General features: G+C 73.0%; 19 protein-coding genes. 7 read left to right on the top strand and 12 right to left on the bottom strand.

Going from position 1 to position 16,673, the window contains the following annotated elements:
* Positions 1-136: 136 nt before the first annotated feature.
* The 4 genes from NRO40_RS05835 to NRO40_RS05850 form a co-directional block, all read right to left on the bottom strand.
* The gene (locus NRO40_RS05835) at positions 137-655 is read right to left on the bottom strand and encodes a SixA phosphatase family protein (protein ID WP_058943543.1); all 519 of its coding nucleotides are present in this window, start codon (positions 653-655) and stop codon (positions 137-139) included.
* A gap of 161 nt (positions 656-816) precedes the next feature.
* Positions 817-1,017 (bottom strand): hypothetical protein, encoded by a 201-nt coding sequence (locus NRO40_RS05840; protein WP_058943544.1) that lies wholly within the window; start codon positions 1,015-1,017, stop codon positions 817-819.
* Between the two features lie 183 nt (positions 1,018-1,200).
* Positions 1,201-1,317, bottom strand: a complete 117-nt coding sequence (locus tag NRO40_RS05845; protein ID WP_257375343.1) for an SGM_5486 family transporter-associated protein — start codon at positions 1,315-1,317, stop codon at positions 1,201-1,203.
* 17 nt (positions 1,318-1,334) lie between these two features.
* Positions 1,335-2,657 (bottom strand): CynX/NimT family MFS transporter, encoded by a 1,323-nt coding sequence (locus NRO40_RS05850; protein ID WP_058943545.1) that lies wholly within the window; start codon positions 2,655-2,657, stop codon positions 1,335-1,337.
* 92 nt (positions 2,658-2,749) lie between these two features.
* Here NRO40_RS05850 and NRO40_RS05855 point away from each other — a divergent pair, with 92 nt between their 5' ends.
* The gene (locus NRO40_RS05855; protein ID WP_058943546.1) at positions 2,750-3,439 is read left to right on the top strand and encodes a FadR/GntR family transcriptional regulator; all 690 of its coding nucleotides are present in this window, start codon (positions 2,750-2,752) and stop codon (positions 3,437-3,439) included.
* Here the strand turns inward: NRO40_RS05855 and NRO40_RS05860 are convergent.
* From NRO40_RS05860 to NRO40_RS05875, 4 genes are all read right to left on the bottom strand, one after another.
* The gene (locus tag NRO40_RS05860) at positions 3,399-3,755 is read right to left on the bottom strand and encodes a hypothetical protein (RefSeq protein ID WP_058943547.1); all 357 of its coding nucleotides are present in this window, start codon (positions 3,753-3,755) and stop codon (positions 3,399-3,401) included. The genes NRO40_RS05855 and NRO40_RS05860 overlap by 41 nt on opposite strands.
* Before the next feature lie 147 nt (positions 3,756-3,902).
* Complete coding sequence (fabI, locus tag NRO40_RS05865) at positions 3,903-4,670, bottom strand: enoyl-ACP reductase FabI (protein ID WP_058943548.1); 768 nt, start codon at positions 4,668-4,670, stop codon at positions 3,903-3,905.
* A gap of 5 nt (positions 4,671-4,675) precedes the next feature.
* A complete protein-coding gene (gene fabG / locus NRO40_RS05870; protein WP_058943549.1) occupies positions 4,676-5,395 on the bottom strand; it encodes a 3-oxoacyl-[acyl-carrier-protein] reductase in 720 nt (239 codons plus the stop codon).
* 108 nt (positions 5,396-5,503) lie between these two features.
* The gene (locus tag NRO40_RS05875; protein ID WP_157901903.1) at positions 5,504-5,671 is read right to left on the bottom strand and encodes a hypothetical protein; all 168 of its coding nucleotides are present in this window, start codon (positions 5,669-5,671) and stop codon (positions 5,504-5,506) included.
* A 50-nt stretch (positions 5,672-5,721) separates the two neighbouring features.
* Here NRO40_RS05875 and NRO40_RS05880 point away from each other — a divergent pair, with 50 nt between their 5' ends.
* The 3 genes from NRO40_RS05880 (at position 5,722) to tyrS (ending at position 10,087) form a co-directional block, all read left to right on the top strand.
* Positions 5,722-7,245 carry a TldD/PmbA family protein gene (locus NRO40_RS05880; protein ID WP_058943550.1) on the top strand — a complete coding sequence of 508 codons (1,524 nt, stop codon included), beginning with the start codon at positions 5,722-5,724 and terminating at the stop codon, positions 7,243-7,245.
* Positions 7,242-8,633 carry a metallopeptidase TldD-related protein gene (locus NRO40_RS05885; protein WP_058943551.1) on the top strand — a complete coding sequence of 464 codons (1,392 nt, stop codon included), beginning with the start codon at positions 7,242-7,244 and terminating at the stop codon, positions 8,631-8,633. The genes NRO40_RS05880 and NRO40_RS05885 overlap by 4 nt, the downstream gene beginning before the upstream one ends.
* 185 nt (positions 8,634-8,818) lie before the next feature.
* Positions 8,819-10,087, top strand: a complete 1,269-nt coding sequence (gene tyrS, locus NRO40_RS05890; RefSeq protein WP_058943552.1) for a tyrosine--tRNA ligase — start codon at positions 8,819-8,821, stop codon at positions 10,085-10,087.
* A 208-nt stretch (positions 10,088-10,295) separates the two neighbouring features.
* On the opposite strand, the gene NRO40_RS05895 is transcribed toward tyrS, so the two are convergent.
* Positions 10,296-10,571: a GlsB/YeaQ/YmgE family stress response membrane protein gene (locus tag NRO40_RS05895; RefSeq protein ID WP_058943553.1), complete on the bottom strand. Its 276-nt coding sequence runs from the start codon at positions 10,569-10,571 to the stop codon at positions 10,296-10,298.
* A 228-nt stretch (positions 10,572-10,799) separates the two neighbouring features.
* On the opposite strand from NRO40_RS05895, the gene NRO40_RS05900 reads away from it, so the two are divergent.
* Both NRO40_RS05900 and NRO40_RS05905 read left to right on the top strand, forming a co-directional pair.
* A complete protein-coding gene (locus NRO40_RS05900; RefSeq protein ID WP_058943554.1) occupies positions 10,800-11,264 on the top strand; it encodes a DUF3099 domain-containing protein in 465 nt (154 codons plus the stop codon).
* 150 nt (positions 11,265-11,414) lie between these two features.
* Positions 11,415-11,690, top strand: a complete 276-nt coding sequence (locus NRO40_RS05905; protein WP_058943555.1) for a hypothetical protein — start codon at positions 11,415-11,417, stop codon at positions 11,688-11,690.
* Positions 11,691-11,712: 22 nt separating this feature from the next.
* Here the strand turns inward: NRO40_RS05905 and moaA are convergent, their stop codons facing one another.
* The 3 genes from moaA to NRO40_RS05920 all read right to left on the bottom strand — a co-directional run bounded on the left by moaA (position 11,713) and on the right by NRO40_RS05920 (position 14,860).
* The gene (gene moaA / locus NRO40_RS05910) at positions 11,713-12,702 is read right to left on the bottom strand and encodes a GTP 3',8-cyclase MoaA (protein ID WP_058943556.1); all 990 of its coding nucleotides are present in this window, start codon (positions 12,700-12,702) and stop codon (positions 11,713-11,715) included.
* 161 nt (positions 12,703-12,863) lie between these two features.
* On the bottom strand, positions 12,864-14,480 hold the full coding sequence (locus NRO40_RS05915; RefSeq protein WP_058943557.1) for a solute symporter family protein: 1,617 nt from the start codon (positions 14,478-14,480) through the stop codon (positions 12,864-12,866).
* Positions 14,477-14,860 (bottom strand): DUF485 domain-containing protein, encoded by a 384-nt coding sequence (locus NRO40_RS05920; protein WP_058943558.1) that lies wholly within the window; start codon positions 14,858-14,860, stop codon positions 14,477-14,479. Before NRO40_RS05920 ends, NRO40_RS05915 begins: the two co-directional genes overlap by 4 nt.
* Before the next feature lie 250 nt (positions 14,861-15,110).
* Here NRO40_RS05920 and NRO40_RS05925 point away from each other — a divergent pair, with 250 nt between their 5' ends.
* Complete coding sequence (locus NRO40_RS05925; protein WP_058943559.1) at positions 15,111-16,643, top strand: S8 family serine peptidase; 1,533 nt, start codon at positions 15,111-15,113, stop codon at positions 16,641-16,643.
* Positions 16,644-16,673 lie beyond the last annotated feature (30 nt).

A 16,673-nucleotide genomic window follows, 5' to 3' on the forward strand; every position in this document is an offset into this window, starting at 1 on the left:
CCCGCCGGACGGCACGGCACGGCGACGGGGCTTCGGACGGCGGCGGCCTCGCGCGACGACGGCGGCGGCCCGGACACCCGCGGGGGTGTCCGGGCCGCCGCCGTCCTCGTCCGCGCGCGGCGTCAGGCGCGCGGCGTCAGGCGTGGGGGGCCCAGAAGGCGGCCAGCCTGCCGACACCGTGCTCGACGCTCTTCCACGAGCCGTCGAAGGTGAGGACGGCCACCGCCGAGGTGGGGAAGCCGCTGCGGTTCATCCGGGCGAGGAGATCGCCCTCCGCCTCGCCCGCGAGCGCGTCGGCGAGGGCGTGGACGCCGGGGTTGTGGCCGACGAGCAGGAGGTCGCGCACGTCGTCGTCGGTCTCGTTGAGCAGCGCGATGAGCTCCCCGAGGGACGCCTCGTAGATCCGCTCGTCGTAGACGGTCCTGGGCCGCTGGGGCAGCTCGTGGACGACCAGCTTCCACGTCTCGCGGGTGCGCACGGCGGTCGAGCAGAGGGTCAGGTCGGGGACGAGCCCGGCCCCCGCGAGCCAGCGCCCGGCCACGGGGGCGTCCTTGCGGCCGCGGTCGGCGAGCGGACGCTCGTGGTCGGACTCCTGGGCCCACTCGGCCTTGGCGTGCCGGAGCAACACGATCCTGCGGGATGTATCGACGCTCATGTCCCCCAGCTTCGCATGAAACGGCCCGCCGGGCGCAGGGTGTTGACCGGCTCCGACCTGCACGGGTGAGACGGCCCGGCTGCACGGGTGACACACCGGGCGGGCCGCCCGGCGCCGCCGGTGGACGCCCCGGCCGATCGACGACCCGACGGCTCAGCGGCTCAGCGGCTCAGGGTGTGCTGGATCTGTTCGAGGATCCGGCCGACCGCGGGCTCGCCGCCGGACGCGTGGGCCTGCCCCGGACCGGTGACGAGGAGCAGCAGCGCGGTGAAGGCGACGACGGGCAGGGCGACGGCCCACCAGGGCAGCCGCACGTCGGCGCCGCCGGTGCCGGGGGTGCGGGTGGGCGTACGGGCCGACATGGCCGCCTCCGTCGTCGTCGCGGGGTCCGTGGGAATCGTGGTGGTGCGTGGTGCGCACCACGCTACGGACCGCGCGGCGGGGAGCCCATCAGGTGATCCACCCACCGGACCCTGACGGCTGCCCCTAGGGGACGGTGGGGCGGACCCCGGGGGGATGGTGGGGCGTACCCCACCATCCGTCCGTCAGGGTGAGGCGATCGACGCGATCACGCCGATGACCACACCGATGGCGAGCATCGCGCCGAAGACGGCGAGGAGCTTCTTCTGGCCGTTCTGGGGGTTCGGATCGAGCACAGGCATGGTGCCAGTCTCGCACCTCACGCCTCGTCCTCGATCGTCCGGTCCCGCCCGGCGAGAATCCCGGCGGCCATCTGCGGCACGATCAGGGCCGCCATCAGGGCCAGCGGCGCGGTCCAGCCGCCGCTGTGCTGGTACAGCGCGCCGACCAGGATCGGGCCGGGGACGGAGATCAGGTAGCCGACGCACTGGGCGAAGGCGGAGAGCCGGACGACGCCGGTGCCGGTGCGCGCGCGCATCCCGATCATGGTGAGGGCGAGCGGGAAGGCGCAGTTCGAGACGCCGAGGAGGACCGCCCAAAGCCAGGCGCCGGCGACGGGGGCCGTGAGCAGTCCCGCGTACCCGGCGAGACCGGAGAGGCCGAGGACGACGACGATCGGGCCCTGGTGGCGCATCCTGCCGGCCACCCGGGGGATGACGAAGGCGAGCGGGACGCCCATGACCATGGTCACGGCGAGCAGGACGCCGGCCGTGCCGGCGGGGACGCCCGCGTCGCGGAAGATCTGCGGCAGCCAGCCCATGGTGATGTACGCGCCGGTGGCCTGGAGACCGAAGAAGCAGGCGAGGGCCCACGCCGTGCGGCTGCGGGCGACACGGGGCCCGGTGGCGGCGGAGGCGTCCCCGGTGGGTGCGTCCGCCGTCGCGGGCGTCGCCGCGGCCTCGGCGGCGGTACGGGCGGCGGCGCGGCGGTCGCGGGCGATGGCCGTCCACGGCAGTACGGCGAGGACGGCGAGGATCGCCCAGACGCCGAGGCCGGTGCGCCAGCTGCCGCCCAGGGCCTGGGTGAGCGGCACGGTGACGGCGGCCGCGAGAGAGGTGCCGAGGGCGAGGGCCATGGAGTACAGCCCGGTCATCGTGCCGACGCGGTCGGGGAAGTACCGCTTGACGATGACCGGCATCAGGACGTTGCTCAGGGCGATGCCGACGAGGGCGAGGGCGCTCGCCGCGAGGAAACCGGCGGTGCCGCCCGCGAAGGGCCGGACGAGCATGCCGGCGGCGATGGCGACCATGCCCGCGCACACGACGGCCGCACCGCCGAAGCGGCGGGCGAGGCGCGGGGCGGCGAGGCCGAAGACGGCGAAGCAGAGGGGCGGTACGGAGGTGAGCACGCCGGCGACGCTGCCGCTCATGTGGAGGCCCGTGCGGACCTCCTCCAGGAGGGCGCCCAGGCTGGTGATGGCCGGGCGGAGGTTGAGGGCGGCCAGGACGAGTCCGACGACCAGCAGCCGGGCGAGCCAGACCCCGCCGGTGGGCGCGGGGACGGGGGGCGCCGGCGGGGCGGCCTCCGGGCGGATCGCGGTGGGTACGGTGCTGCGGGTCGGGAGGTACGGCTCGTCGGGCATACGACCATCATAGAATCATGGGATGATTGGTTGTCCAATCTCAACCGCATGGGCACCGGCCCGAACGTCCCGCACGAGACGAGGAACACACCATGGCGCTCAGCTCGCCCCGCCGGTCCGCCCTCTCCGACCAGGTGATCGCGCAGCTGCGCAACCAGATCACCTCGGGCGAGTGGCCGGTCGGCTCGCGCATCCCCACCGAGCCGGAGCTCGTGGAGCAGCTGGGCGTGGCCCGCAACACCGTCCGCGAGGCGGTGCGGGCGCTGGCGCACAACGGCCTGCTGGACATCCGCCAGGGCTCGGGCACGTACGTCGTGGCGACCAGCGAACTGGCCGGGGTGATGCACCGGCGGTTCGCGGACGCCGATCCGCGGCACGTCGCCGAGGTGCGCTCCACGCTGGAGTCGTCGGCCGCCCGGCTGGCCGCCGTACGCCGCACGGAGCGCGACCTCCAGCAGCTGGACGCGCTGCTCGCGCGGCGGGAGGAGGCGTGGGAGTCGGGGGACGCCGAGCGGTTCGTGGCGGCGGACGCGACCTTCCACCTCGCGGTGGTCGCGGCCTCGCACAACGAGGTGCTGGGCGAGCTCTACGCCGACCTCGGGCACCTGCTGCGGGCCTGGCTCCGCGACGACGTGGGCGGGGAGCTGCGCCCCGAGCACCACATGGACCACGCGCGGCTGGTGGAGGCGATCCGCGCGGGTGACGCGGAGACGGCCGGGGCGGAGGCCGCCGGCTACCCGTTCACGTGCCGGGGCCCCGGTCCGGAACGGTCGCGTGACTGATCCACGCGGACCGGACCTCCTTCCAGCACCGTTCGGTCACCTCGACGTAGGCGGTGGGCGGCACCGCGACGGAGGCGCTGTCGGCGTCCAGGTCCCACCAGCGGACGCACTCGACGTGCAGCCGGACGTGGTCGGTGCGGGGATGGGGGTTGTGGCAGTACGCGGTGACGCGGGAGCCCTCGACCGCCGTGCGGCACGTCGCGCCGTCCGGCCCTTCGGGGTCGCCGTCCGCCGCGGCGGCGGAGCCCGCCAGCAGGGCGGGGACCAGGATCGAGGCGGCGGCCAGGGCCGCCGTCCGGTGGTGTCTCGTCAGCACAGCCACACCTCCTCCCCGTACGCCCGGCGGCGGGGCCGCCCGGCTCGACCAGTCTGCCGCAGGTACGACGAGGCCGCGCGCCGATCGGGTGACGGTCACGCGGCCTCGTCGAGAACACGCCTGCTCAGGCGGGGTGTGTACGGAGCGTCAGGCACCCATGATGTGGACGCCGCCGTCGACGTGCACGATCTCGCCGGTGGTCTTCGGGAAGAAGTCCGACAGCAGGGCGACGACACCGCGGCCGGCCGGCTCCGGGTCGCTCATGTCCCACGCGAGCGGGGAACGCTCGTCCCACACCTTGGCGAGGTCGCCGAAGCCCGGGATCGACTTGGCGGCCATCGACCCCAGCGGGCCGGCCGAGATGAGGTTGCAGCGGACGTTCCGCTCGCCGAGGTCACGGGCCAGGTAGCGGCTGGTGGCCTCCAGGGCGGCCTTGGCCGGGCCCATCCAGTCGTACTGCGGCCAGGCGAACTGCGCGTCGAAGGTGAGGCCGACCACCGAGCCGCCCTCCTCCATCAGCGGGAGGCAGGCCATCGTCAGGGACTTCAGCGAGAAGGCCGAGACGTGCATCGCCGTGGCGACCGACTCGAACGGCGTGTTCAGGAAGTTGCCGCCGAGGGCGTCCTGCGGGGCGAAGCCGATGGAGTGGACGACGCCGTCGAGGCCGCCGAGCTCCTCGCGCACGACGCCCTCGACCCGGGCCAGGTGCTCGTCGTTCGTGACGTCGAGCTCGATGACCTTGACCGGCTTCGGGAGCTTCTTGGCGATGCGCTCGGTCAGGGTGGGCCGCGGGAACGCGGTCAGGATGACCTCGGCGCCCTGCTCCTGGGCCACCTTCGCGGTGTGGAACGCGATGGAGGACTCCATCAGCACACCGGTGATGAGGACGCGCTTGCCGTCGAGAATTCCGCTCATGTGACTCAGTGACCCATGCCCAATCCGCCGTCAACGGGGATGACGGCTCCAGTGATGTACGAGGCGTCGTCGGACGCCAGGAAGCGGACCGCCGCCGCGATCTCCTCCGGCTGCGCGTAGCGGCCCAGCGGTACCTGGCCGACGATGCCCGCCCGCTGCTCGTCGGTGAGGACCTTGGTCATGTCGGTGTCGACGAAACCGGGCGCGACGACGTTGAAGGTGATGTTGCGGGAGCCGAGTTCCCGGGCGAGCGACCGGGCGAAGCCGACCAGACCGGCCTTGGAGGCGGCGTAGTTGGCCTGGCCCGCCGAGCCGAGCAGGCCGACGACGGACGAGATGAGCACGACCCGGCCCTTCTTGGCGCGCAGCATGCCGCGGTTGGCCCGCTTCACGACGCGGAAGGTGCCCGTGAGGTTGGTGTCGAGGACCGCGGTGAAGTCGTCCTCCGACATGCGCATCAGGAGCTGGTCGCGGGTGACGCCGGCGTTGGCGACGAGCACCTCCACCGGGCCGTGCTTCTCCTCGATCTCCTTGTAGGCGGTCTCCACCTGCTCGGAGTCGGTGATGTCGCAACGCACCCCCAGGCAGCCCAGCTCCACGAGCTCGGCGGGCGGCTCGCCGGACCGGTAGGTGAACGCGACCTTGTCGCCGGCGTCGGCGAAAGCGCGGGCGATGGCGAGGCCGATGCCCCGGTTGCCTCCGGTGACGAGAACCGAGCGGCTCATCGGATCACCCTTTCGATAGCGGTCTGGTACCCGTCGAAACTATCGCCACGACGCCGCATCGACCGAATCCGCCCCCCACAGCGCCTCGCCGCCGCAGCTGTCGGGTCCCTACAGTCGCAGCCACCTGCGGTCCGCCGCGGCGATGGCGTCGCCCGGCACCGCGGCGAAGCCGCGGGAGGGGCGTGGGGCGTGGAGTCCCGTACGGCACGGGGCGGTGGCGCGACGGCACGGGCCGCCCCGCGCGGCGGTGCCCTCGTGCACACTTCGGCGAGACATCAGCCGATGGTGTCGACCGAGCCCGATCACCTCGGAAAGGAAGGCCGCCTGTGGCCCATGACATCGATGAGGCGTTCCTGGCACTGCCGTTGCGGGCGCTCGCCGACGCGGCGCTGGCGCGGGCCAGGGCGCTCGGCGCGGAGCACGCCGACTTCCGCTGCGAGCGGGTGCGCAGCGCCTCCTGGAGACTGCGGGACGCGCGGCCCGCCGGGTCGTCCGACACGACGGACCTCGGGTACGCGGTGCGCGTGGTGCACGGCGGGGCGTGGGGGTTCGCCTCGGGCGTCGACCTCACCATGGACGCGGCCGCACGGGTCGCGTCGCAGGCGGTCGCGATGGCGCAGCTGTCGGCGCGGGTGATCGCGGCGGCCGGGTCGGACGAGCGCGTGGAGCTGGCGGACGAACCGGTCCACGCGGACCGGACGTGGGTCTCCTCGTACGAGATCGACCCGTTCACCGTGCCGGACGCCGACAAGAGCGGGCTGCTGGCGGAGTGGAGCGCGGGGCTGCTGCGGGCGGACGGCGTCGCCCACGTGGACGCCTCGCTGCTCACCGTCCACGAGAACAAGTTCTACGCCGACACGGCCGGCACGGTCACCACGCAGCAGCGGGTGCGTCTGTACCCGCAGCTGACGGCGGTCGCGGTGGACGCGGCGACGGGCGAGTTCGACTCGATGCGGACGCTGGCGCCGCCGGCGGGTCGCGGCTGGGAGTACCTGACCGGCACCGGCTGGGACTGGGGCGCCGAGCTGGAGCGGATCCCGGAGCTGCTCGCCGAGAAGATGCGCGCGCCGAGCGTGGAGGCGGGGACGTACGACCTGGTGGTCGACCCGTCGAACCTGTGGCTGACGATCCACGAGTCGATCGGGCACGCCACCGAGCTGGACCGGGCGCTCGGCTACGAGGCGGCGTACGCCGGCACGTCGTTCGCGACGTTCGACCGGCTGGGCTCCCTGCGGTACGGCTCCCCCGTGATGAACGTGACGGGCGACCGGACGGCGGAGCACGGTCTCGCGACCATCGGGTACGACGACGAGGGCGTCGAGGCGCAGTCGTGGGACCTGGTGCGGGACGGGACGCTGGTCGGGTACCAGTTGGACCGGCGGACCGCGCGGCTGACCGGCCTCGGCCGCTCCAACGGCTGCGCGTTCGCGGACTCGCCGGGCCACGTGCCGGTGCAGCGGATGGCGAACGTGTCACTGCGGCCGGATCCGGGCGGCCTGTCGACGGAGGACCTGATCGGCGGGGTGGAGCGCGGCATCTACGTGGTCGGCGACCGCTCGTGGTCGATCGACATGCAGCGGTACAACTTCCAGTTCACCGGCCAGCGCTTCCACCGCATCGAGAACGGGCGGCTGGTCGGGCAGCTGCGGGACGTCGCGTACCAGGCGACGACGACCGACTTCTGGGGCTCGATGGAGAAGGTCGGCGGGCCCCAGACGTACGTGCTGGGCGGCGCGTTCAACTGCGGCAAGGCCCAGCCGGGGCAGATCGCGGCGGTGTCGCACGGTTGCCCGTCCGCCCTGTTCCGGGGCGTCAACATCTTGAACACCACGCAGGAGGCCGGCCGGTGAGTCGCGTCAGCAAGCCCCACGAGACCGTCGAGCGCGCCCTGGAGCTGTCTCGCGCCGACGGGTGCGTCGTCATCGCGGACGAGCACTCCTCCGCCAACCTGCGCTGGGCGGGGAACGCCCTCACGACGAACGGCGTCACCCGGGGCCGCACCCTCACGGTCGTCGCGACCGTGGACGGGGCGCGGGGCACGGCCTCGGGCGTGGTGTCCCGGTCGGCGGTGACCGCCGACGAGCTGGAGCCGCTGGTACGGGCGGCCGAGGCGGCGGCGCGCGCGGCGGGTCCCGCCGAGGACGCGCAGCCGCTGGTGACGGGCGTGCCGCAGTCGCCGGACTTCGCCGGGGCGCCGGCCGAGACCTCGTCGGCGGTGTTCGGGGACTTCGCGCCCGCGCTGGGCGAGGCCTTCGCCCGGGCCCGCTCCTGCGGGCGGGAGCTGTACGGGTTCGCCAGCCACGAGCTGACCTCCACGTACCTGGGCACGTCGACGGGGCTGCGGCTGCGGCACGACCAGCCGAACGGGACGCTGGAGCTCAACGCGAAGTCCCCGGACCGGACCCGCTCGGCGTGGGCGGGCCGGGTCACGCGGGACTTCCGGGACGTGGATCCGCTCGCGCTGGACGAGGAGCTGGCGCGCCGGCTCGGCTGGGCGCGGCGGCGGGTGGAGCTGCCGGCCGGGCGGTACGAGACGCTGCTGCCGCCGACGGCCGTGGCGGACCTGCTCATCTACCAGCAATGGTCGGCGGCGGCCCGGGACGCGGCGGAGGGTCGCACGGTGTTCGCCCGGCCGGGCGGCGGGACGCGGGTCGGCGAGCGGCTGACGCCGCTGCCGCTGACGCTGCGCAGCGACCCGGCGGAGCCGGGGCTGGAGTCGGCACCCTTCGTGATCGCCCACTCGTCGGGGGACGACGCGTCGGTGTTCGACAACGGGCTGCCGCTGGAGCCGGTCGACTGGATCCGCGAGGGCCGGCTGGAGCGGCTCGTCACGACGCGGCACAGCGCCGGGCTCACCGGTTCGCCGGTGGCGCCGGGGCCGGGGAACCTCGTCCTGGACGGCGGCGACGGGCGGTCGCTGGAGGAGATGGTGGCGGCGACCGGGCGCGGGCTGCTGCTGACCTGCCTGTGGTACATCCGCGAGGTCGACCCGGCGACGCTGCTGCTGACCGGGCTGACCCGGGACGGCGTGTACCTGGTGGAGGGCGGTGAGGTGGTCGCGGAGGTGAACAACTTCCGGTTCAACGAGTCCCCCGTGGACCTGCTCGGGCGGGCCACGGAGGCGGGCCGGACCGAGCGGACGCTGCCGCGCGAGTGGGGCGACTGGTTCACGCGCGCCGCGATGCCGCCGCTGCGGGTGCCGGACTTCCACATGAGCTCGGTGAGCCAGGGAGTGTGACGCGCCGGGGGGCCGGGCGGGTCGGGGGCCGGGGCGGGCCGGGTGGGCCCGGGCGTTGCTGGTGGGCGGCATGATCGCCGTTGCGGCGGTCCCGTCGGACACCGTTCAACCACCGGGCCCCCGGGCCCCCGCACCCCCTAGACTGGGCCGGCTGCACCACACGCACACGAGGAGGCACGAGACCCGTGACGGACATCGTCGACGAGCTCAAGTGGCGCGGGCTGTTCGCCCAGTCCACCGATGAGGACGCACTGCGCAAGGCTCTCGCGGACGGTCCGGTCACGTTCTATTGCGGCTTCGACCCGACCGCCCCGAGCCTCCATGTGGGCCACCTGGTGCAGGTGCTCACCATGCGCCGGCTCCAGCTGGCGGGCCACCGCCCGCTGGCGCTGGTCGGCGGGGCGACCGGGCAGATCGGCGACCCGAAGCCGACGGCCGAGCGCACGCTGAACTCGCCGGAGACGGTCGCGGCCTGGGTGGAGCGGGTGCGCTCGCAGATCGAGCCGTTCCTGATCTTCGAGGGCGACAACGCCGCCACCATGGTCAACAACCTCGACTGGACGGGCGGCATGTCCGCCATCGAGTTCCTGCGGGACATCGGCAAGCACTTCCGCGTCAACAAGATGCTCACGAAGGACTCCGTGGCCCGGCGCCTGGAGTCGGAGCAGGGCATCAGCTACACCGAGTTCTCGTACCAGCTCCTCCAGGGCATGGACTTCCTGGAGCTGTACCGCCGGTACGGCTGCGTCCTCCAGCAGGGCGGCAGCGACCAGTGGGGCAACCTGACGGCCGGCCTGGACCTGATCCACCGCCTGGAGCCGGACGCCGTGGCGCACGCGCTGGCGACGCCGCTGATGACGAAGGCGGACGGCACCAAGTTCGGCAAGACCGAGGGCGGCGCCGTCTGGCTGGACCCGGAGATGACCACGCCGTACGCGTTCTACCAGTTCTGGCTGAACGTGGACGACCGGGACATCTCCCGTTACATGCGCATCCTCAGCTTCCGCAGCCGTGCGGAGCTGGAGGAGCTGGAGCAGGTAACCGAGGAGCGTCCGCAGGCCCGGGCGGCGCAGCGCGCGCTCGCCGAGGAGCTGACGACGCTGGTGCACGGCGCCGAGCAGTGCGCGTCCGTGATCGCCGCGTCGAAGGCGCTGTTCGGCCAGGGCGACCTGGCGGAGCTGGACGCGGCGACGCTCGCGGCGGCGCTGTCCGAGCTGCCGAGCGCGCGGGTGAGCGAGCCGGGGCTCGTGGTGGACCTCTTCGCGGAGGTCGGCCTCGCGCCGAGCAAGTCCGCCGCGCGGCGCACGGTGAAGGAGGGCGGCGCCTACGTGAACAACGCGAAGGTGACAGCCGAGGACGCCGAGGTGTCCGCCGGCGACCTGCTGCACGGCCGCTGGCTGGTGCTGCGCCGGGGGAAGAAGAACCTGGCGGCGGTCGAGGTCACCGCCGGCTGAGCGTGTCACGGCCGGCTGCGCGCGTCACGGCCGGCCCGAACCGGTCGCGGCCGGCCCCCGGCCACGGCCGTCGATGCCGGCGCGGCCCGCCGCCCCCCGCGGGCCCAGCCCCGCCGTATGAACCCCGCCGCCCCGCGCGGCACGGCGGCCCGGGAGCCTTCGCGCTCCCGGGCCGCCGTGGTGTCCGGAGGGTGGTGCGGACGGACTCTCAGGCCCGTTGGCGGTTGCCCCGCATGGACATGTAGAGCATTTCCCCGATCCCCACGACGACGACGGCCGCGACCACCTGCAGCGCGTGCCGACCCCAGTCGATGCCGGGGGTCGCCTCGATCCCGAACGCGCGGGCCAGGGCGTTGCCGGCGATGGCACCGATGATGCCGAAGATGGTGATCAGCCACAGTGGGCTGTGCTGCTTGCCCGGCAGGATGGCCTTCGCCAGCAGTCCGAGCACGAACCCCACGATAATCGCCCACAACCAGCCCATGGCTGCCTCCTCGGTACGGATCGACGTGAGCAGTCCCTGACAGTCTGGGCCAAGGGGACGTACTGCGCATGTCGGGCGGTTCCCGGCCGGTGGGCGACGGCTTCCGCCGGGCCCGCCGGGCCGGATGACCGGGCGGGCCCCGGAGGCCGCCGCGCGACCGGGCGGGCGTACCGTGGAGGCAGGGACCGGCCCGGTGAGGGCCGGCGCACGGGTCGGTGGTGGAACGGGATGCGGAAGCACGGCGGCGGTGGTGGTCAGGTCTTCACGATCACGGGTGCACGGCAGGGCCTCGCGGACGACGTCCGCGGGCGTCAGCGTCGTTACGTGATCTCGATGACGGTCCGCACGTTGGCGGTGATCGCCGCCGCGGCGCTGTGGAACGTCGAGCGGCACGTGGCGGTCGTGGCCCTGGTGCTGGGCGCGGTCGTGCCGTATGTGGCGGTGGTGATCGCGAACGCCGGGCGGGAGACCGCGCCGAAGCTGCCGTCCACGTTCGTGTCGGCGCCGCCCGTGGCCCACCCGGTGCTGGAGGCCCCGCGCCCGCAGGACAGGACCGCGACCGGCACCGGGGACGCTGACGGAGCCGGGGACACCACGGGGCACGGCGCCGGGGACGCCCCGGGCGCGCGGCCCGCGGGCCCGGACGGGGCCGGGGAGCGCACCGAAAAGCTCAAGAAAAGCTCAGATCAATAGTGAAGTTCCCGTGCACACGACCGGGTTGTGCGTGACATACTGCGTAGGCGCTCCGCATCCCCCGTCGGAGCGACGGACCGACGCCGGGCAGCTCCCCCCGTGGCTGCCCGGCGTCGCCTTTGTCCGTACACGGTTGTCAGGACATCTGCTGTGAGCGACGAGAACCACCCGATCTGTTCCGCCAAGGGCTGCCGCGCCGCCGCCGTGTGGGTGCTGGCCTGGAACAACCCGAAGCTGCACACGCCCGAGCGCCGCAAGACCTGGCTGGCGTGCGAGGAACACCGCGAGCACCTCTCGCAGTTCCTCGGGGTGCGCGGGTTCCTCAAGGACGTCGTCACGCTCGCCGCGTGGGAGTCCCGGGACCCCGCCGGCCCGGCGGACGACGGGCCGACGCCCGGTACCGGGGCCGGCGGGGACGCCGCCTAGACACGGGCGCGGGCGGTACGGCTCAGCCGCCGATGGCGGACATGGGCCGATCGGGCTGGAGGAACGACGGGTCGTCCAGACCGGAACCGGCCTTCTTGCCCCACATGGCCCGCCGCCACAGCGCGGCGACCTCCTCGTCCGGGGCGTCGGAGCGCAGCGCGCCGCGCAGGTCGGTCTCCTCGCGGGCGAACAGGCACGTGCGGACCTGGCCGTCGGCGGTGAGGCGGGTGCGGTCGCAGGCCCGGCAGAAGGGGCGGGTGACGGAGGCGATGACACCGACGCGGTGCGGGCCGCCGTCGACGAGCCACCGCTCGGCGGGCGCCGAGCCGCGCTCCTCGTCCTCCTCCGGCGTGAGGGTGAAGCGGGTGCGCAGCGACTCCAGGATGTCCCCGGCGGTGATCATGCCGTCACGCTTCCAGCCGTGCTGGGCGTCGAGCGGCATCTGCTCGATGAACCGCAGTTCGTAGTCGTGGGCGACGGCCCAGGCCAGCAGATCGGGGGCCTCGTCGGCGTTGAGCCCGGGCATGAGCACGGCGTTGACCTTGACCGGGGTGAGGCCGGCCTCGCGGGCGGCGGCCAGCCCGTCCAGCACGTCGTGGTGGCGGTCGCGCCGGGTGAGGGCCTTGAACACGTCGGGGCGCAGCGTGTCGAGGGAGACGTTGACCCGGTCCAGGCCGGCGTCCCTGAGGGCGGCGGCGGTGCGCTTGAGCCCGATGCCGTTGGTGGTCAGCGACATCCGGGGCCGGGGCTCCAGGGCGGCGCACCGCTCGACGATGGAGACGAGGCCGGGGCGCAGCAGGGGCTCGCCCCCGGTGAAGCGGACCTCGGTGACGCCGAGCGACGTGACGGCGATCCGTATGAGGCGGACGATCTCGTCGTCGGTGAGGAGGTCGGGCTTGGCCAGCCACTGCAGGCCCTCCTCGGGCATGCAGTAGGTGCAGCGCAGGTTGCACCGGTCGGTGAGCGAGACCCGGAGGTCCGTGGCCACCCGGCCGTATGTGTCGATGAGCACGGTGGCGCCCTCCCCGGTTCGACCAGCTGTTCGTTCGTCGTCCTTTCCCGAGCCTACGCGACCGGCCGGACGGCGTCGTGGGCCGTTTGGACCAGGAAGCCGCGGGGCCGTGTCGTAGGGTCCTACGACACGGCCGCCGGTGGTGACGCGGGGTGGGCGGCTCAGTGCGCTCCGACACCGGTGAGGGACTTGACCTCCAGCTCGGCGAACTTGCCCTTGTCCGGCTCCTCCTTGGACAGCAGGGAGCCGAGCCAGCCGAGCAGGAAGCCCAGCGGGATGGAGATCAGGCCGGGGTTCTCCAGCGGGAACCAGGCGAAGTCGACGTCCGGGAACATCGAGCTGGCCTTGCCGGAGACGACCGGCGAGAAGAGCACGAGGAAGACGGACGCGGCGAGGCCGCCGTAGATCGACCAGAGGGCGCCCTGGGTGGTGAAGCGCTTCCAGAACAGGCTGTAGAGGATCGTCGGCAGGTTCGCGGAGGCGGCCACCGCGAAGGCGAGCGCGACGAGCCCGGCGACGTTCAGGTCGCGGGCGAGCGCGCCGAGCGCGATGGAGACGACGCCGATGAAGACGGTCGCCCAGCGGGCGGCCCGGACCTCCTCCTGGTCGGTCGCCTGGCCCTTGCGGATGACGTTGGCGTAGATGTCGTGGGCGAAGGACGACGACGAGGCGAGGGTGAGGCCGGCGACGACGGCGAGGATGGTCGCGAAGGCGACCGCCGAGATCACCGCGAGCAGGATCGCGCCGGCCGGGGAGTCCGCGCCGCCGATGTGCAGCGCGAGGAGCGGCGCCGCGGTGTTGCCCGCCTTGTTCGAGGCGGTGATCTCGGCCGGGCCGACGAGGGCGGCGGCGCCGAAGCCGAGGGCGATCGTCATCAGGTAGAAGGCGCCGATGATGCCGATGGCCCAGTTCACGGACTTCCGGGCGGCCTTGGCGGTGGGCACGGTGTAGAAGCGGATGAGGATGTGCGGCAGTCCCGCCGTGCCGAGGACGAGGGCGATGCCGAGGGAGAGGAAGTCGAGCTTCGAGGTGGCGGTGGCGCCGTACTTGAGACCCGGCTCCAGGAACGCGGCGCCGTGGCCGCTGTTCTCGGCGGCCCGGCCGAGCAGCTCGGAGACGTTGAAGTCGAACTTCATCAGGACCAGGAAGGTGATGAGCAGGGTCCCCGCGATGAGCAGGACGGCCTTGACCATCTGCACCCAGGTGGTGCCCTTCATGCCGCCGATCGTCACGTACAGGATCATCAGCAGGCCCACCAGCGCCACGATGGCGATCTTGCCGGCGTCGCTGGTGATGCCGAGGAGCAGCGAGACGAGGACGCCCGCGCCGGCCATCTGCGCCAGCAGGTAGAAGATCGACACGACGATGGTGGAGGTGCCGGCGGCGGTGCGGACCGGCCGTTGGCGCATGCGGTACGCGAGGACGTCGCCCATGGTGTAGCGGCCGGAGTTGCGCAGCGGTTCGGCCACCAGCAGCAGGGCCACCAGCCAGGCGACGAGGAAGCCGATGGAGTACAGGAAGCCGTCGTAGCCGAAGAGGGCGATGGCGCCGGCGATGCCGAGGAACGACGCGGCGGACATGTAGTCGCCGGAGATGGCCAGGCCGTTCTGGAAACCGGTGAACTGGCGGCCGCCGGCGTAGAAGTCGGCGGCGTCCTTCGTCTGGCGGCCGGCCCACACGGTGATGAAGAGCGTGGCGACGACGAAGCACGCGAAGAGCGTGATGATCAGCGTCCGGTGCTCGCTCGCGGCCGCCGCGGCGAGGGTGTGCGTGCTCATGCGTCGGCCTCCGCGCGCTGCTCGTTCTCCATGCGGGCCCTGATGGCCTCGGCCCGCGGGTCCAACCGCCGCGCCGCGTGCCGCGCGTAGAGCCAGGTGATGAGGAACGTCGTCAGGAACTGGGCGAGGCCCAGCACGAGGGCGACGTTGATGTTGCCGATGACCTGAGTGCCCATCAGGCCGCCCGCGTAGTTCGACAGCAGGACGTACAGCAGGTACCAGGCGATGAAGGCGAAGGTGAGCGGGAAGGCGAAGGAGCGGTGGGTACGGCGCAGTTCGCGGAACTCCGCGCTCTCCTGGGTCTGGACGAAGGCCTCCGTCGGTGGCTGGGCGGGGCGGGTGTCCGCGCCCCCTGGGGGCGGCGGTGCTTCGGTGGCCAACGGGAACTCCTCGCGACGCGGGTGCTGGGGGCTGGGGCGGGGCACCGGGCGGGTGCCGCGGAGGCCGCCTTGGCCTCCTCCCCTGACAACGTCACGGAGGGCGCCGCGAAGCGGTTCACCCCGCTTCTTCATTCCTCCCGATTTCTTCGCCAACTCATTGCTGCGCGGGGATGATCAGCGATAGCTTCGCTCGTCATGTACCCGCCCATAACAGCATGTGGGCGGACGTCACGGATGATGTGGAGAACCCATGGCTCATCTGGGAACCAGGCGCGGGCGCGCACTCGCTCTGCCCGTCGGTCTGGCGCTCACGGCCTCGCTCGGCTTCCTGCCGGCGGGTGCCGCCTCGGCCGCCCCCGCCGCCGATGTTCCGGCCGTCGTCGCCGCGGACGGCCCGAACCTCTCGTACGTGGTGAACACGAAGGGCGGTCGCCACACCGCCGCCGTGAAGAAGGCGATATCCGCGGCGGGCGGCACGGTCGTCGCGTCGTACGACGCGATCGGCGTCATCGTCGCCCACTCGAAGAACCCCGCGTTCGCGCAGACCGTCCGCACCGCCAAGGGCGTGCAGTCGGCCGGTGCCACGCGGACCGCGCCGCTGGCCCCCGTCGCGACGAAGGACGTCGACGAGGCAGCGCAGCCGCTCACCGCGGCGGAGGCCCGCGCGGCCGCCGCCGAGGCGGACGCCGACCAGGACCCGCTGGAGCCGCTGCAGTGGAGCCTGCCCGCCATCAAGGCGGACAAGGCCCACGAGCGGACGCTCGGCAGCAGCAAGGTCACGGTCGCCGTCATCGACACGGGCGTCGACGACACCCACCCCGACCTGGCCCCCAACTTCGACCGCGCCGCGTCCGCGAACTGCGTGACCGGCAAGGCCGACACCACCGAGGGCTCGTGGCGGCCGGCGCCGGGCGAGAGCGACCACGGCACGCACGTCGCCGGGACGATCGCCGCGGCGAAGAACGGCGTCGGCGTGACCGGTGTCGCGCCGGGCGTGAAGGTCTCGGGCATCAAGGTGTCGAACCCGGACGGCTTCTTCTACACGGAGGCCGTCGTCTGCGGCTTCATGTGGGCGGCCGACCACGGCGTCGAGGTCACCAACAACAGCTATTACGTGGACCCGTGGCTGTACAACTGCACGAACGACCCGGACCAGGGCGCCCTGGTCGAGGCGCTGACGCGGGCCACGCGGTACGCGGAGCGCAAGGGGTCGGTCAACGTCGCGGCGGCCGGCAACTCCGACACGGACCTGGCGTCGGACTCGGTCACGGACACCACGAGCCCGAACGACACCGAGACGGTGGAGCGGGTCGTCGACCCGAGCCAGTGCCCGGACATCCCGACGATGCTGCCGGGTGTCGTCACGGTCTCGTCGACCGGCGCCAAGACGCTGAAGTCCTCGTTCTCGAACTACGGCCTGGGCGTGGTGGACATCGCCGCCCCCGGCGGTGACCGGACCGAGTACCAGACGCCGCAGGCCCCGGCCGTCAACGGCCGGATCCTGTCGACGACGGTCAACGGCGGCTACAACTACAAGGCGGGCACGTCCATGGCGTCCCCGCACGTCGCGGGTGTCGTGGCGCTGATCAAGTCGAAGCACCCGCGGGCCACGCCCGCCATGGTGAAGGCGCTGCTGTACGGGCAGGCCGACGACACGGCGTGCACCAACCCGTACGACTACGACGCCGACGGGGAGGTCGACGCCGTATGTGAGGGCGGGAAGCGCTACAACGGCTTCTACGGCCACGGCATGGTCGACGCGCTGGACGCGGTCCGCTGGTGACGCTCGGCTGATCGGGGAGGGGGAGCCCGG

The sequence above is a fragment of the Streptomyces changanensis genome, from assembly GCF_024600715.1.
GTDB classification, from domain to species: Bacteria; Actinomycetota; Actinomycetes; order Streptomycetales; family Streptomycetaceae; genus Streptomyces; species Streptomyces changanensis.

What these genes read in the sequence shown, in the direction of transcription:
- NRO40_RS05835 (WP_058943543.1), bottom strand. Translation starts at nt 655, where the DNA reads ATGAGCGTCGATACATCCCGCAGGATCGTGTTGCTCCGGCACGCCAAG.
- NRO40_RS05915 (WP_058943557.1), bottom strand. Translation starts at nt 14,480, where the DNA reads ATGAGCACGCACACCCTCGCCGCGGCGGCCGCGAGCGAGCACCGGACG.
- NRO40_RS05900 (WP_058943554.1), top strand. Translation starts at nt 10,800, where the DNA reads ATGCGGAAGCACGGCGGCGGTGGTGGTCAGGTCTTCACGATCACGGGT.
- fabI (WP_058943548.1), bottom strand. Translation starts at nt 4,670, where the DNA reads ATGAGCGGAATTCTCGACGGCAAGCGCGTCCTCATCACCGGTGTGCTG.
- NRO40_RS05850 (WP_058943545.1), bottom strand. Translation starts at nt 2,657, where the DNA reads ATGCCCGACGAGCCGTACCTCCCGACCCGCAGCACCGTACCCACCGCG.
- fabG (WP_058943549.1), bottom strand. Translation starts at nt 5,395, where the DNA reads ATGAGCCGCTCGGTTCTCGTCACCGGAGGCAACCGGGGCATCGGCCTC.
- NRO40_RS05845 (WP_257375343.1), bottom strand. Translation starts at nt 1,317, where the DNA reads ATGCCTGTGCTCGATCCGAACCCCCAGAACGGCCAGAAGAAGCTCCTC.
- NRO40_RS05840 (WP_058943544.1), bottom strand. Translation starts at nt 1,017, where the DNA reads ATGTCGGCCCGTACGCCCACCCGCACCCCCGGCACCGGCGGCGCCGAC.
- NRO40_RS05895 (WP_058943553.1), bottom strand. Translation starts at nt 10,571, where the DNA reads ATGGGCTGGTTGTGGGCGATTATCGTGGGGTTCGTGCTCGGACTGCTG.
- NRO40_RS05925 (WP_058943559.1), top strand. Translation starts at nt 15,111, where the DNA reads ATGGCTCATCTGGGAACCAGGCGCGGGCGCGCACTCGCTCTGCCCGTC.
- NRO40_RS05855 (WP_058943546.1), top strand. Translation starts at nt 2,750, where the DNA reads ATGGCGCTCAGCTCGCCCCGCCGGTCCGCCCTCTCCGACCAGGTGATC.
- NRO40_RS05875 (WP_157901903.1), bottom strand. Translation starts at nt 5,671, where the DNA reads ATGTCTCGCCGAAGTGTGCACGAGGGCACCGCCGCGCGGGGCGGCCCG.